Annotated in this window: 15 protein-coding genes; 10 read left to right on the top strand and 5 right to left on the bottom strand. The window is 55.2% G+C overall.

Annotated features, from left to right (window positions below; genetic code table 11):
* Positions 1–56: 56 nt before the first annotated feature.
* Positions 57–497 (top strand): carboxymuconolactone decarboxylase family protein, encoded by a 441-nt coding sequence (locus tag ACZZ0A_RS09150; protein WP_463542906.1) that lies wholly within the window; start codon positions 57–59, stop codon positions 495–497.
* 129 nt (positions 498–626) lie between these two features.
* Here ACZZ0A_RS09150 and ACZZ0A_RS09155 read toward each other — a convergent pair whose 3' ends face one another.
* The gene (locus ACZZ0A_RS09155) at positions 627–941 is read right to left on the bottom strand and encodes a hypothetical protein (RefSeq protein ID WP_007913932.1); all 315 of its coding nucleotides are present in this window, start codon (positions 939–941) and stop codon (positions 627–629) included.
* 207 nt (positions 942–1148) lie between these two features.
* Here ACZZ0A_RS09155 and ACZZ0A_RS09160 point away from each other — a divergent pair, with 207 nt between their 5' ends.
* Genes ACZZ0A_RS09160 through ACZZ0A_RS09170 form a run of 3 tightly spaced genes read left to right on the top strand, consistent with a single transcriptional unit; the run spans position 1149 to position 3332 of the window.
* The gene (locus tag ACZZ0A_RS09160; RefSeq protein WP_123375013.1) at positions 1149–1814 is read left to right on the top strand and encodes a secretin and TonB N-terminal domain-containing protein; all 666 of its coding nucleotides are present in this window, start codon (positions 1149–1151) and stop codon (positions 1812–1814) included.
* Positions 1811–2362, top strand: a complete 552-nt coding sequence (locus ACZZ0A_RS09165) for an RNA polymerase sigma factor (protein WP_007913935.1) — start codon at positions 1811–1813, stop codon at positions 2360–2362. The genes ACZZ0A_RS09160 and ACZZ0A_RS09165 overlap by 4 nt, the downstream gene beginning before the upstream one ends.
* A 31-nt stretch (positions 2363–2393) precedes the next feature.
* Positions 2394–3332, top strand: a complete 939-nt coding sequence (locus ACZZ0A_RS09170) for a FecR family protein (protein ID WP_463542907.1) — start codon at positions 2394–2396, stop codon at positions 3330–3332.
* Positions 3333–4151: 819 nt separating this feature from the next.
* Here ACZZ0A_RS09170 and ACZZ0A_RS09175 read toward each other — a convergent pair.
* Both ACZZ0A_RS09175 and gspH read right to left on the bottom strand, forming a co-directional pair.
* On the bottom strand, positions 4152–4760 hold the full coding sequence (locus ACZZ0A_RS09175; RefSeq protein WP_463542908.1) for a prepilin-type N-terminal cleavage/methylation domain-containing protein: 609 nt from the start codon (positions 4758–4760) through the stop codon (positions 4152–4154).
* Positions 4757–5203 carry a type II secretion system minor pseudopilin GspH gene (gspH, locus tag ACZZ0A_RS09180; protein WP_064392940.1) on the bottom strand — a complete coding sequence of 149 codons (447 nt, stop codon included), beginning with the start codon at positions 5201–5203 and terminating at the stop codon, positions 4757–4759. Before gspH ends, ACZZ0A_RS09175 begins: the two co-directional genes overlap by 4 nt.
* Positions 5204–5518: 315 nt before the next feature.
* Here gspH and ACZZ0A_RS09185 point away from each other — a divergent pair, with 315 nt between their 5' ends.
* From ACZZ0A_RS09185 to ACZZ0A_RS09200, 4 genes are all read left to right on the top strand, one after another.
* Positions 5519–5833: a hypothetical protein gene (locus tag ACZZ0A_RS09185; RefSeq protein ID WP_007913942.1), complete on the top strand. Its 315-nt coding sequence runs from the start codon at positions 5519–5521 to the stop codon at positions 5831–5833.
* A gap of 445 nt (positions 5834–6278) precedes the next feature.
* The gene (locus ACZZ0A_RS09190; RefSeq protein WP_463542909.1) at positions 6279–6710 is read left to right on the top strand and encodes a type II secretion system protein N; all 432 of its coding nucleotides are present in this window, start codon (positions 6279–6281) and stop codon (positions 6708–6710) included.
* A gap of 706 nt (positions 6711–7416) precedes the next feature.
* Positions 7417–8427 (top strand): hypothetical protein, encoded by a 1011-nt coding sequence (locus ACZZ0A_RS09195; protein ID WP_463542910.1) that lies wholly within the window; start codon positions 7417–7419, stop codon positions 8425–8427.
* Positions 8418–8984 carry a hypothetical protein gene (locus tag ACZZ0A_RS09200; RefSeq protein WP_463542911.1) on the top strand — a complete coding sequence of 189 codons (567 nt, stop codon included), beginning with the start codon at positions 8418–8420 and terminating at the stop codon, positions 8982–8984. Before ACZZ0A_RS09195 ends, ACZZ0A_RS09200 begins: the two co-directional genes overlap by 10 nt.
* A 361-nt stretch (positions 8985–9345) precedes the next feature.
* Here the strand turns inward: ACZZ0A_RS09200 and ACZZ0A_RS09205 are convergent, their stop codons facing one another.
* Complete coding sequence (locus tag ACZZ0A_RS09205) at positions 9346–10875, bottom strand: hypothetical protein (RefSeq protein ID WP_463542912.1); 1530 nt, start codon at positions 10873–10875, stop codon at positions 9346–9348.
* Between the two features lie 513 nt (positions 10876–11388).
* On the opposite strand from ACZZ0A_RS09205, the gene ACZZ0A_RS09210 reads away from it, so the two are divergent.
* Positions 11389–11748 carry a DUF6124 family protein gene (locus tag ACZZ0A_RS09210; RefSeq protein ID WP_414915763.1) on the top strand — a complete coding sequence of 120 codons (360 nt, stop codon included), beginning with the start codon at positions 11389–11391 and terminating at the stop codon, positions 11746–11748.
* A gap of 299 nt (positions 11749–12047) precedes the next feature.
* Here the strand turns inward: ACZZ0A_RS09210 and ACZZ0A_RS09215 are convergent, their stop codons facing one another.
* Positions 12048–12530 (bottom strand): GNAT family N-acetyltransferase, encoded by a 483-nt coding sequence (locus ACZZ0A_RS09215; protein WP_463542913.1) that lies wholly within the window; start codon positions 12528–12530, stop codon positions 12048–12050.
* 542 nt (positions 12531–13072) lie between these two features.
* Here ACZZ0A_RS09215 and ACZZ0A_RS09220 point away from each other — a divergent pair.
* The gene (locus ACZZ0A_RS09220; protein ID WP_463542914.1) at positions 13073–13432 is read left to right on the top strand and encodes a DUF6124 family protein; all 360 of its coding nucleotides are present in this window, start codon (positions 13073–13075) and stop codon (positions 13430–13432) included.
* The last annotated feature ends 163 nt before the right edge of the window (positions 13433–13595 follow it).

A 13595-nucleotide genomic window follows, 5' to 3' on the forward strand; every position in this document is an offset into this window, starting at 1 on the left:
ATGCATGGCTGTCGGCGGTTACGGTGAACTCATTATTCCGTCCACTGAGAACCGCCATGTCCCCGCGCCTGGATTACTACAACGCTTCGCCCAAGGCGATGAAAGCGATGATTGCCATGGAGGCGCTGACTGCCAACCTCAGTATCGAACAGCCGTTGCTGCAACTGATCCGGATCCGTGCCTCGCAGCTCAACGGCTGCGCCTTCTGCACCGACATGCACTCGGTGGACGCGCGGAGGGCCGGGGAGAGTGATCGGCGTTTGTATGCGATCGCGGTGTGGCGTGACAGCAACTTCTTCGACCCGCGCGAGCGTGCGGCGCTGGCCTGGGCGGAGGCGGTAACGCTTTTAGCGGAGAGCCGTGTGCCTGATGACGTTTATGAGCAGGCGCGCGAGCAATTCAGCGAAGGCGAACTGGTTGACCTGACCATGGCCGTGACCACCATCAACAGCTGGAATCGTTTGGCCGTGAGTTTCCGCCAAACCCCCAGCGAATGAGCCTGCCCTGATCGTTCCCACGCTCTGCGTGGGAATGCCTCAACGGACGCTCTGCGTTCGGCTCCGGATGGGACGCGGAGCGTCCCGGGCTGCATTCCCACGCGGAGCGTGGGAACGATCGGTGGGGTGTCATTGCGGTGGGCGTTGTGGTTTTACTGATGTGCCAAAGGTATTGCCCATCCGCGTGCTGGTTGCGGCTGGGGTCGCGAGGCCAACCTGATTCGGTGGCCGTTTGTTCACCGGCACATTCAGCGCCTCCTGATTCTTCTGCGCCGCCGCTGCGCCTTCCGGGTTGTTGCCCATCTGCTGGCTCAAACAGTCGTAATTCGGCGCCTTGTAACCGCCGACCGTCACCTCGACACAGCCCAACGGCTGCTCGGCATAAGCGCTCGACAGCGCCATCAACAACAGCCCGCCAAGGCTCAATCGCCACAGTCTATTCATGCTCGCCTCCTGGCCGGCCCGACGGGGCCGCGCTATGGCTTGAGTCTAGTGCAAGCCGTGCGCAATTCCCGTGATGGTTTTTTTGCACCGCCCGTCACACCAGATTCATAAACAGCCATCAGGATGACGATTTCCAAGGATTCGTCAGCCGTGCAGCGAGGCAATTCCACGGACGGTTTTCAGCGTTCAACGAGGCTTGTGCGCCGGATGTGTCTGGGGTGGCTGCTTGGCTGCGCCGCGGGCCAGGCAATGGCTGATGCGGTGCCAGCGGACCTGCGGATGACGCTGCACATTCCGGCACAGGATCTGGCACACGCGCTGGATCAGTACAGCCTCGCCACCGGCGTTGCGGTGCTGGTCGACAGTCAGTTGAGTCGCGGTCGTCGCTCGCTGGCGGTGGACGGTGAATACACCGCCGCCGATGCCCTGCGTCGATTGCTCGGCGGCAGTGGTTTGATGGCGCGGTATGCCCGCGACGATGCGTTTACTTTGCAAGTGGCGCAGGTCGAAGACGTACCGGCGCCGGCACAAAAACAGACGCCGGAAAGCGTCGCCGTCAATCGCAGTTACGCCACGGCGGTGCAAGCGGCGATCGAGCGCAACCTGTGCCGCTCGCCACTGACCCGTCCGGGCAGTTATCGCGCGGTGTTGCAGGTCTGGGTTGGCCGCGACGGCGTGGTGCAGCACAACCGGTTGGTCACTTCGACCGGAGATGTACGGCGCGACAACGCGCTGGTGGAGAGCTTTCGCAACCTCAAAATTGATCGGCCGACGCCCAGCGCCTTGCGTCAGCCGGTCACGTTGCTGTTGTTACCGGAGTCGTCAGGGAAACGCATGGAATGCACCAAATGGGAAGGAGTTTCCGGGGGATGAAAGACACCGGACAAGGTTCGATGGTCCAACTGTTCCTGACGTCCTACGAGGACTTTCGGGTGCGCCTGCGCAGGCGTCTCGGTTCGGAAGATCTGGCCAACGACGTGCTGCACGAAACCTACCTGCGGGTCGATCGCATGGAGACGCCGCCGAACGTCCTGCGGCCCAATGCCTACCTCTATCGCATGGCCCTGAACATTGCCGCCGACCGCCGCCAGGCCGATGCGCGCCTGCTCACCGGCGAGGAAGTCGAGGAGCTGCTGCAAATCGGCGACGAAGCGCTGGACCCGGCGCGGGTGGTCGGTGGGCAAAAGGAAATCCAGTCACTACTCAGTGCGTTGTACGAGCTGCCCGCACGGCGCCGGAAGATCTTCATCGCGGCGCGCCTGGAAGAGGCGCCGCATCTGGAAATCTCGCAGCGCTTCGGCATTTCCACGCGCATGGTCGAGAAGGAAATCAAAGCCGCGTTGGGCTTCTGCGCGGCGAAACTGGAAAGAAAAGTGTTTCAGCGGTTCGGTCGCGGGGCCGGAAAACCGTCTTCTGAATAGTGCCCGATCAATTCGTTGAGAATCTGCGCGTTTGAACATCTTTCGACTGACATCTGCCGAGCCATCGGCGGCCGACAATCTGCACAGCGAAGCTCGCGACTGGCTGGTCCTGTTGACTTCCGGCCGCGCCACCGTGGGCGACGCCCGGGCCTTGCGCGAATGGTGCGCGCAGAGTGCCGAGCATGCCCGCGCGTTCGAAGAGGCCAAGCGGTTGTGGCACAACCTGCAACCGGCCGTGGAGCAAATGCAGGCACCGCGCGGGTTTGGTCGACGTGCGTTTCTCGGTGGTGCGATTGCTGCGTCGGCGGCGTTTTTGCTGGTGCGCGGGACGATTCCCGGTGGTTTTGAAGGGCTGGGCGCTGACTACATTACTGAAGTTGGCCAGCAGCGGCGTTTTGAACCTGTGCAGGGTGTGAGCCTGGAGCTGAATACTCAGACGCGGATCAATCAGCGTGCAGTGTCTGAGGGTGTGCAGGGGTTTGAGCTGGTCAGTGGTGAGGTTGAAGTGCAGACCGTGCGGTTGCCGTTGGCGATGCAGGCTGGGGGAGGGTGGTTGCGCGCGAGTCAGGGGCGTTTCAACTTGCGTAACACTGATCAGCAAGTTTGCGTGACTTGCCTTGATGGTGCGGTTGACGTGGATGTTGAAGGTCGTAGCCTGCGTCTTGAACCGGGGCAGCAGGTGACCTATGACGCGCGGCAGGTTGGCAGTGTGCAGAGTGTCGACACGGCGGCGGTGATGAATTGGCGTCAGCAAGTGTTGGTGTTTAACGGCGCTACGCTGAGCCAGATGATTGATGAGATCAATCGCTATCGGCCGGGGATGTTGTTGTTGCTCAACCGTGAGCTTGGGCAGCGGCGGGTGCAGGCGCGCTTTAGCCTTGACCAACTTGCTGGCGTTGCATTGCTGATTCGGGATGCCTATGGCGTCAAATGCACTGAGCTGCCGGGTGGTGTTGTCGTTTTGAGCTAGTGGGTTTGATTGGGTACATATCCGTTGCTGCGGATATGGCTGCTTAGGGTTCCGCCCTTACGGCGGGTCACTTTTTCCAGACGCCGAAAAAGTAACCAAAAAGGCTTGCTCCTACGTGCGGCCCGCTCGCTAAAGCTCGGGGTTCCTTCGCTGCGGGATCCATCCGGGCGCATCGCCTACGGTTTGCTTCGCTGCACCTCCTCTCGATGCATTTGGCTGCGCCAAACGGTCGCTGCGCTCCCACCCCCGGATGAATCCCTCCACTCAGCCTTCCGACGTCGCCCGTGGATCAAGATCAAGAGCTTTCGGCGAGCTGACACTCGGCCATTGAGTGGGGCGGCTTCGCCGCATGCTGTGCTCGCGAATCGAAATTTTGGGAGCTGGCCTGCCAGCGATGGCGGCCTGTCAGCGGACCAATATCTACCGGCTGCACTCAGTCTTTGTGGGAGCTGGCTTGCCAGCGATGGCGACCAACCAGACAACCAACCCCTGACTGACTTCACCCAATTCCTGTGGGAGCTGGCTTGCCAGCGATGACGACCAACCAGTCAACCAACCCCTGACTGACTTCACCCAATTCCTGTGGGAGCTGGCTTGCCAGCGATGACGACCAACCAGTCAACCAACCCCTGACTGACTTCACCCAATTCCTGTGGGAGCTGGCTTGCCAGCGATGACGGCCTGCCAGCCAACCAACCCCAACTGACTGCACCCAATCCCAATGTAGGAGCTGCCGGAGGCTGCGATCTTTTGATCTTCAAAGTCAAAAGATCGCAGCCTTCGGCAGCTCCTACACGGATATCCACATTGCAGCCAGTATCACTCCAACGGCCCAATCACCTGCCGATACTTCTCCACCCCCTGCGCCGTCCCCCGACTCAGCCGAATCTCCAACCCCAACGGATCCTCCCGCCGATTCCCGCTCAACTGCCGCCAGCCTTTATCCACCTCCCAAACCCGCACCTGCACATCACTGACATCACTCAAAACAGCAACCCCATTCCCAGGCGCCGGCAACGGATACCGACTCCGCGCCTCAGCCACCGCCCGATACAACGTGCCGCCCTTGACCCACCAGCGCACCCGCTGCAACGCCCCCGGCTGATCCGCCGCCGTGCGAATGATGTCCAGACGAAAACCCTTACTGTCGCTACTGCGCACAGTCAGAGCGGGCGGGGCGCTCGGCGGCTCATCATCCACGCCAACCTTCTTCGGCTCGGTCAACTCAACCCCCGCGCGCATCTCCACATCCCGCTGCAACTGATTCAGCGCGCGCAACAAACTGTCACTCTGCTCACTGCTCGCCTGCAAATGACTGTCCGCCCGCGTCACACTGTCCAGCCCCCGCCAGGCAATCAGACTCACCACCGCCATCAACAAAATCGCGACCATCACCTCAATCAACGTAAACCCTTGCTGGCGCTTCATTGCAGGCTGATCCTGCCGCTGCCATCACGCAGCACACTCAACCGATTCAACCCATCCGACAAGGTCAATTGCAGCGGCGGATTAATCCACTCAGCGTTCAGCACAACCCTCTGTTTCGGCTCCACCCGCACCTCCATCTTCGGACTCTGCCAGGCACGCGGCCGCAACTGCGGATCCTGCGCGAAATGATCAAACCCCTTGCCACTGTCACTGCGCCGACTAAACCGAAACCCCTTGGCATCACTCACCCACACAATCGGCCGGCCATCCGCGCGCGCCTCCGCCTGCGCCACCTGCAGCAACTGCGCCACACGCTCGGCATCCTTGCGCAACAACTGCAACGGATCGGGCTTGATACTCAGGCTGATCGCCGCACTGGCGATGCCGATGATCACCAGCACCACCATCAACTCGATCAGCGTAAAACCCTCTTGCCTGTTCATCGCGTGCGCGCTCCTTTGCGTCCTGCGCCATCGTGCACGGCCAACATGTAAGGCGTGTGAAATAAAACGGAGAGAATTGCCGCGTAGGCTGACAGCAAGGATAAAAAGGAGATTCAAACCATAACCTTCACCGCACGCGTTTCCTCACCCCAAATGGTCCAGGCCCTCGCACTGCTCGCGGCGCTGACCGACCCTGAGTGATGACGACCGCTCGTCGAAAAAGGACCGCTACCTGTCAGATCTGACAGGTGTGCACTTGCGTTTTTCAGCGTTGAATTACTCCGTTCCATTTATCTCACTATCGGAGTTTTCACCATGTCGACATCCCAATCCAATGCAATCGTACCCACTATCGTTTCGGTCAAAGGAGCCAGCGGCGTAGAAATCGCAAATGGCGGCACAACCATCGAGACCAGCGTGACACTTGCCGGTACAGCGGAACCAGCGCAGAAAGTTGAAGTGTTTGATGGCGCGTTTGCCAAAGGTGCAGCCGCTGTTGATCCAACGGGGAAATGGGCCCTTTCCTTGACTGGATTGAGCGTAGGTTTGCACAGCATTACAGCCAAGGCGTTATACGGTGCTGGAGACGCGTCCCTGCCGCGGACCTTCACTGTGGTTCTAAACAAGTAGGCTAAAAAGTGGCTCCTGGCCCAGTCCTTTTCTAAATATGAGGGCCAGGCTCAGGAGCTTCATGGGCTGCTCAGCAGGGTATCGAGTGTGGCCAACGGTAGCGCCCCTGACTACGGTCAAACACCTCCACGCCAACCTTGAGCAACCGCCCATTCCCCGCCGCGCCAACGACCTGTTCAAAGCGCAACAACCGCATAACTCGGCCATCCGGACTCCGCAATCAGGGCCATTCAACGCTCATTACTCCGTGCCCTAAACCGGCCCCGGCGATGATAACCAGCACCACCATCAACTTGATCAGCGTAAAACCCTCTTGCCTGTTCATCGCGCGCGCGCTCCTTTGCGTCCTGTGCCATCGCGCACGGCCAACCTGTAAGGCGTGTGAAATAAAACGGAGAGAATTGCCGCGTAGGCTGGCAGCAGGGATAAAAAGGAGATTCAACCCATGACCTTCACCGCACGCTTTTCCCCACCGCAAATAGTCCAGGCCCTCGCACTGCTCGCCGCGCTGGTCGGCGTGGCGACGTGGTCGTCGCTGCTGCTGACCTCCGCCGAATCACACACCCCGGCAGCGGCCCCGCAATTGCTGGCGGCACGCAGTGATAGCCCGGCGTTGCAGTGGTTTTCCAATCAAACGGCGCCGATGGATATCAAGGTGAGCGGGGTGATGGCGGGGAGTCGGGGGGCGGTGGCGATACTGAGTTTGAACGATGGGCCGCCGAGGAGTTTTTTGCAGGGGGAGAAGGTGGGGCCTGGGGTGAAGTTGGTGGCGGTGGAGGGGGATGGGGTTGTGATTGAGCAGGGTGGGGAGAGGGTGCGGTTGGGGGTGGAGAAGTTGGTGGAGGGGGTGGTGTTGCCGAGGCTGACGAGGCCGTGATCCATAGGGTTGATGTTAGTTGTTTTTGCCGTTTAGTCGCGAACCATTTCAAGTGCCAGTCAGTAACGGATCGTCGTGAATTTCCGCCATCGGGAAACAGCAGATGTTCGAGATTATGAGTGAGTCGGTACGGTCTATACTCGTGATCGGCCGTCTCCGGCATTCGGATATAACAGGTGTAAATCATTATCAGTATTAGACAGAGTCTTAACTCCCGACTAGCGTAACGTGAAGCAGTTGTCGCTGATGTCAAAAGGGTGGCATTATCTCCTCCGTTTGAAAGCCAAAGGCATTCGATTAATGGGGTTCCTCTGAGATGAGTGTGCACTGCCAAGCAAAATACTTCCAAAGTGGAAATGCAGCTTTGCTGTTGATCAGAAAATACTTCGGATCTTCGTCGCGGCCCTCCTTTCCCAGAGACACCAATTATTTTGTCAACTTCTGCGCTGCAGATTACGGCGAAAAAGTCTATCCATTGAATGATCATCACTGCGTGCCGACTGCGTGCCGACTGCGTGGATGGCGGATGACCTGCAACCGGATTTTGTGTTAGGACGCGCTCAAGTTGGCTCAAACAACCGAGTTGATCGAGACGTCTAGTTAAGATTGTGAGCCCCATAAATACTTGAAATATTAAAAGCTTACGAGCTTAAAAAACTTGCAACACTGAATAGTTTTTATTTTTTGCTTCGTAGAGGGAGTTGGTATGTCGCGTCGAACTGTTTTTTTTTATGATTTGATTATTGCTGCGCGAGGAAACTCAAGAGCTAAAGATAATGAGGCTGACTTCGCTGCAGTACCAAAATCATTGAATGAAATACTATCGGATGTTCACTCGCTTCACTTGGCGGGAGATAATTTTTTGCAGAAAGGCTACTCCGCACAGGCAGATAGTTTTTATTTAGCGGACATGGCCGTATCATCTGATCGTGTAGTGCTGCTCGTAAATCGCAGTGATCCCTCTGCACCAGATGCGGTTTCCAGTAATCCAGATCTAAAAACTAGGGTCGTCCATAACAAACCAGATGGGCATGGGGGGGAGTATTCCGCTCATATTATCCTCTATGTAAATCCAGTTCGCGGGGATAATCATTATCTCTGTGTGTTTGAGAGCGCTTATGGATCTGGGCTTTCGGCTACAAGCATTAAATCTTATTTGGCTCATATTGTTAGGCACTGTAAAAAGCAAAAGCCTACAAGTTACAAGGTTGTAAATATTAGCGGGGCGACTGACAAAAAAGGACAGAGGCTCCAAGTTGGCCTCTACCACGAAATTGATTTTCGGGGGCATCCATCTAAGCAGTTTCAGCGCGACTTGAGCGGAGGGCGACTTTCTTCTATTGAGCTTGTAAGCTTTTCTGAGGTTGGTGCGACATGGGATGACCGTGGCTTTGTAACAGAAAAAAAACGAAGCGTGATTCTGGAGCCAAAAGCAGATCTAATTGGTGACGTACTAACAACCTTGAAAGGTATTCGTAATAAGATTACCACCCAGCATAAAGAGTATGCTCAAATAAGGGTAAAGTTTAAAACGGAACAAGGTGACGCTAAGGATGCTGTGCTATCCTCTGATACGGGCGAGTTGTATGCAGCAGATTCTTATGTTCGCAAGCAAACTATCAGCGCGTCGACGGTGAACTACAATAGCTTTGATAAGGTGCAGGTCGGAGTTGTTGCGTGCATTGATAAACTTCTAAAGGAAGAGCCATGTTACTAAAGCAAATATTAATGCCTTTTGGTTATCTAGCGATAAGGCATCCTCATAAGTGGGTCGTCGACTGGTTTTATCCTGCATTAGCTACATTGCTGACTCTGCTGGGCTTGCTGTACGCAACTGACGTCAGTCTATTATTAGCTAAAGGTGGAATGGTTTCTTCTTTGCTGTCTTTTGTTCAGTCTCTACCAGGCTTTTATATTGCTGCTTTGGCCGCAATTGCTACCTTTGGTCGTGCTGACATTGACAGCGTTTTGCCTGAGCCGACCCCCGAAGTCAAGGTGAAGTTTATAGGGGGGGAGAACATAGTAAAGTTAACTAGAAGGCGTTTTCTAGCGATGCTTTTTTCCTTTCTGACAGCTGAAAGTATTGTGCTTATTATTTTTTCTATATTTGCGATTGAGCTTTCTTCCAGTCTTTCGCTTTTTTCCGCTTACGGAGTAAGTGTGGGGTGGTGGATTTCGTTGTTGTTGCTTGCTTTGTTCTTTTTTGCTTTTTTTCAGCTTGTTGCAGCTACGTTTTGGGGGCTGTACTACCTTGGGTTCAAGTTGCATGAATAATTTGGTGGTTTGAGAAGTTGTTAAGTGAAAGTGAGGCTGTAAATAAAGTTATCGATTTGTAATTTAGTATATTTTATATTGCTGATCATTGGGTTTGAATAAATTTAACCTCAGCCAGTTCGGCTGGCGGACAATCCATTTCATTTTTAGTCGGGATCGCCCTCTACATTGCATCTATCAAGATGGACGTTATCCTTGAATACATCGACAGTAAAAAAGGGAGCGATCTATTTTTTGAATAACAATTCGGTCCCCCTTTGTTCGCTTTTTTTGTGTTCAACTGGTAGCAGCTGTTCGACTGATAAACTGGGACAGTTAAAAGTTCAGTTCAAACACAACGGACGCGCCGAAAATTTCTATTTCACCAACCGCGTTTGCCACCCTTCCGTCTGCGCTGATGGCTTTCATTTGCTCGACGCTCGGCGCGATTGCCTGATCCACTTGGCCAACGAGGGTTGCTTGGTGTAATTGGCTCAGGAAACTCATAATCGATGAACGCGGTTGCTCTCATTGCGGCATCCTGCATGATACCCAGTTCATTACAGAGTTCCCGCACATCGTCCAACTCTTCTTGGGTCGCGGGAGATGGAAATTTTCCATAGAAGAAGTCCTGTGAAGAGACTTCTGTGGCCAAGGGTTCGGTTGCGAGCCCAATCACTTCCGTAGTATCTGGGTGATGTAGCCTCAACCCACAGCAATAGGTGGTAAGGAACTTCGCCCGCTGCTCGCTATAAAGCTCATAGTCGATCGACGTATTACGCCCCATGACGGTAAAAACGTAGTGACGGCCCGGTATGGAGGGGCTGGGTAGGCGACGAGTCGCTTGCTGATCTGCAGCAACGGGGCGATGTAGTAGACCGTCCAACGCTGTAGCCAGGATACGCCTGCTGAAGCGGCTCTCGCTAGCTAGGGCGCGGACAAGTTCTTCTTGTTGATCGACGGTGTATTCGTCGCCCCAAACCGATACGGTCTCTGCGGAGCGAATGAAAGAGGACTGGTACTCGATGATGTGATCCCACAGGTAGCTCAATTCGTTTGCAGCGTTGCGCGCCGCACGCTGGGCGCTGCTATTAAAGGCTTCCCAATTACCTTCCTGTAGAACGACCATGTTTGAATCTGGAATATCTTGCGGCAGAGAATGTCTCCCATCATGCAGGCGGGTCTGATAGAGCGTGATTAATTCTTCTTCCCCGGGCACGCTGATGTACCGAGCACTATTGAGAAAACGCTCCTTTTCAGAGAAATATGCAATTAGATCAGGGACGGTGTCGAACTCGTCGAGCAATACATCTAGTGTGAGCTCATCGAGAACATGAACAAATCTATCTCGGCCAGCCGGCCAGCCAATGGTAAACGGACTTTCCAGGTGCTCAGATTTACCTGCAAGGCCTGTGTCGATCATCAGACTACCGCTGCTTTGCCCGCCCCAATGAGCGAAAGCGGCATCGTGGGAACCACGCGTCACAGCGATTCGATGAATGACAGCCTCTTCCATATTGGGTAAGCGATAAGGAAATGGCACCGTGCACTGCTTGTCTAGAAACAGGCGATCCGGATGATCACGAATAAATTTCTCCGCGCCTAACAGTTGCTTTACCGACTTGTCGATCGCGCGCTTGTACCAACGGTTCCAAGCCACTAGCGCGTCAGGGTGCTCGGGATACTCGCAGTGCTTGTCTGAGAAGATCAAAATATGGTTGCCAAATACCACGAGCAGGTCGCAAAGCTCCTTGCCGTCCCCAGTCTCAGTTGTTTTTCCCTCATTTGTGTGAACGTTTCCGTAGCACCAAAAACTAAGAAACGCCAGCCGCGCAAGCCGGCTTAGGTACCGTTCGGATTCAGTTTTCGGCTCGACCTCTATTGCTGTTTTCCAAGGAGTTCTTTCAGGCATATCCATGTTCCTTGATGAGTACAGTCATAACGGCTCAGCAGATGAGTTTGGCCCAATGACATCGAAACCGCCAAACTCGCTTAAAAATTTACGACTTGATGCGGAAGGGCGAAGGAGACGGACTTGTTTGGGGAAGCGTGACGCAATGAGTCCTTGATAAACGCCAATGTTTAAAAAGACATCTCCAAACACTCTTGCAGGCTACACATCCTTGCGCCTTTGCCTACAGCTACGCCAGAATCCGCCGGCTTGTGCGCTTTTGGGGCGGATTCTATTGTGGTCCGGTCGCTGACGAATCAGCGATCGGGTTTGGTAGCCCGGCTTAGACTTGGCGCATAGCGTCACCCGATACAGGCCTTTTTTGGGGCTGTGTATTTATGGTGGTCATGCGCAGGGCGTCTTCGGGCGCGCCGGTTCTCCAAGTCACCGGTCTACCAACCTTCGTATGGCCACCACCCCTTCGTTTGGTAGCGAAAGATGATGGCTCCTTTTCTATGATTTGGAGATTCACTCATGATCAAACCAACACCCAACCCGCCCGAAACCGCCTCGGTTTCTCCCTACGAATCCATCGATTCCAAAAAACTCCACGAAGCCGCCGACCGCGCGCTCGACCATTACCTCTGTCCGCCCGGTTCCACTCCGCCGCCACGTAAAAAGCGCGGGATGTACGCCGTGACGGCGGACAACAAAACCGAAGAACTGCTGGTCGATGCCAGTGCAACACTCGCTTCGGCCAAAACCATCGCCCAGAACGTCTCCAGCCTGTTGCCGGCATCGCAGCGCCATGCGCTGGCGGGGATTGCGCAGTTGATCATGCTCGGGGAGTTGGCGGTGAATCGGGCGTTGGATAATTTGCAATTGCCGGAGTGATGCGGTTGTCGGGGACGCCTGCTGATTGATCGGGTGTCCATTCTGGCGCTTTCGCGAGCAGGCTCGCTCCCACAGGGTTTTGTGTTGGTCAGGAATGTTGTGTCCGGCGCTGAGACCTTTGGGAGCAGGGCTGGCAGCGATGGCGATGACACATGCGTTGTATCCGTTGCCCGAGCCTTCGGCAGCTCCTACAGGAGGAAAAGGGGACGGATTTATATTTGAAAAATAGATCCGTCCCCTTGAATGCAGATGCCCATCTAACGGTGCAACCTCTGACGGGGAACCGTATCAAGATCTACCTAGTCGCCCAAATCAACGGCATTACCGCTAGCCCGGACATAATAATTATCGAATTCACCGCTTTCGATGAACACGAAGCCATGGCGAGTGTAAAAGCGATTTGAAGCGCTTTCCTTGAGAGCACCAACCTTGATGGGACGCCCGATCTCATCAGCCTCTCTGAAAATCCGAGTAATAACTTCAGAGCCGATTCCTGCTCCTTGAGCTCTGGGTATCACATACAAGTGGTCAAGCAGCAGCTCGCTCTGCTGGTCTTTGATTACGACAAAACCGACCAGATCACCTAATACTTCTATGCGGCGTGTGCTGTTAGCGTCGAACCCACCAAGAAATCGTTCGCGCGCACGATCTGTGTCAAATCGTCCAAGCCGTTCAAGGCTCTCGCGCATGGCCTCAATCCTGATGGCTACCAGATCTTCCAGGTCGTTATCGGAAGCTGCGCATAAAACGACAGCGGAGTTTTGATCAGTGGAGGCTGGCATGACAAGCACCCTAAACATGGCCGGTCAGTGATTATAGAGAACAGAATCCGCATAACCACTGCGGCCTCGGTTCAATGGAGGCGATGGCTCCCTATCAGTTTCAGGGGGATGTATTCGCCGGACGCTTACGTCTGTTGGGGCAAGGGGACGGATCTGTGCTGGGATCCGAGACGCAATGAGGATTCCGATAAACGCCAATGTTTAAAAAGACATCACCAGACACTCTCTCAGGCTACATATCCTTGCGCCTTTGCCTACAGCTACGCCAGAATCCGCCGGCTTGTGCGCCTTGGGGGCGAGTTCTATCTTGGTGCGGTCGCTGACGAATCAGCGATCGGATTTGACCGTCCGCCCAATATCAAGGCGCGCCAGCGTTCTGCACGTGTTCAGGCATTGTCTGAAATCATGTCGCGGTGGCTGTGCGTGGGACACCTTCGGGTGTGCCGGATTCCTTGATGTCCGGTCGGTCAACCCGCGTACAGCTGCCACCCTGTTTGTTTGACCGCGAACAGTGGCGGCTCCAGTCATCAAGGAGCTTCACCATGATCAAACCAACACCCAACCCGCCCGAAACCGCCTCGGTTTCCCCCTACGAATCCATCGACTCAAAAAAACTCCACGAAGCCGCCGACCGCGCGCTCGACCATTACCTCTGTCCGCCCGGTTCCACGCCGCCGCCACGTAAAAACCGTGGGATGTATGCCGTCACCGCCGACAACAAAAACGAAGAACTGCTAACCGATGCCAGTGAAACACTCGCTTCGGCCAAAACCATCGCGCAGAACGTCGCCAGTCTGTTGCCGGCGTCGCAGCGTCGGGCGTTGTTGGGGATTGCGCAGTTGATCATGCTCGGGGAGTTGGCGGTGAATCGGGCGTTGGATAATTTGCAGTTGCCGGAGTGATGCGGGGGGCGGGATCACTTGGTGATTGATCAGGTGTTCATTCTGGCGCCTTCGCGAGCAGGCTCGCTCCTACCTTTGAGTGTGTTCCAAGGTGGGAGCGGACTTGCTCTTCAGCCGCGATAAATGTTGAGACGATGTACGCTTATCTGTACCTGCGAGTGGG

Source organism: Pseudomonas sp. AC242, from assembly GCF_979258655.1.

Bases quoted from the DNA above. Each gene is read 5' to 3' on its own strand.
- ACZZ0A_RS09195 (WP_463542910.1), top strand. From the start codon at position 7,417: ATGTCGCGTCGAACTGTTTTTTTTTATGATTTGATTATTGCTGCGCGA.
- ACZZ0A_RS09155 (WP_007913932.1), bottom strand. From the start codon at position 941: ATGAATAGACTGTGGCGATTGAGCCTTGGCGGGCTGTTGTTGATGGCG.
- ACZZ0A_RS09185 (WP_007913942.1), top strand. From the start codon at position 5,519: ATGTCGACATCCCAATCCAATGCAATCGTACCCACTATCGTTTCGGTC.
- gspH (WP_064392940.1), bottom strand. From the start codon at position 5,203: ATGAACAGGCAAGAGGGTTTTACGCTGATCGAGTTGATGGTGGTGCTG.
- ACZZ0A_RS09220 (WP_463542914.1), top strand. From the start codon at position 13,073: ATGATCAAACCAACACCCAACCCGCCCGAAACCGCCTCGGTTTCCCCC.
- ACZZ0A_RS09205 (WP_463542912.1), bottom strand. From the start codon at position 10,875: ATGCCTGAAAGAACTCCTTGGAAAACAGCAATAGAGGTCGAGCCGAAA.
- ACZZ0A_RS09160 (WP_123375013.1), top strand. From the start codon at position 1,149: ATGTGTCTGGGGTGGCTGCTTGGCTGCGCCGCGGGCCAGGCAATGGCT.
- ACZZ0A_RS09215 (WP_463542913.1), bottom strand. From the start codon at position 12,530: ATGCCAGCCTCCACTGATCAAAACTCCGCTGTCGTTTTATGCGCAGCT.
- ACZZ0A_RS09150 (WP_463542906.1), top strand. From the start codon at position 57: ATGTCCCCGCGCCTGGATTACTACAACGCTTCGCCCAAGGCGATGAAA.
- ACZZ0A_RS09165 (WP_007913935.1), top strand. From the start codon at position 1,811: ATGAAAGACACCGGACAAGGTTCGATGGTCCAACTGTTCCTGACGTCC.
- ACZZ0A_RS09200 (WP_463542911.1), top strand. From the start codon at position 8,418: ATGTTACTAAAGCAAATATTAATGCCTTTTGGTTATCTAGCGATAAGG.
- ACZZ0A_RS09210 (WP_414915763.1), top strand. From the start codon at position 11,389: ATGATCAAACCAACACCCAACCCGCCCGAAACCGCCTCGGTTTCTCCC.
- ACZZ0A_RS09190 (WP_463542909.1), top strand. From the start codon at position 6,279: ATGACCTTCACCGCACGCTTTTCCCCACCGCAAATAGTCCAGGCCCTC.
- ACZZ0A_RS09175 (WP_463542908.1), bottom strand. From the start codon at position 4,760: ATGAAGCGCCAGCAAGGGTTTACGTTGATTGAGGTGATGGTCGCGATT.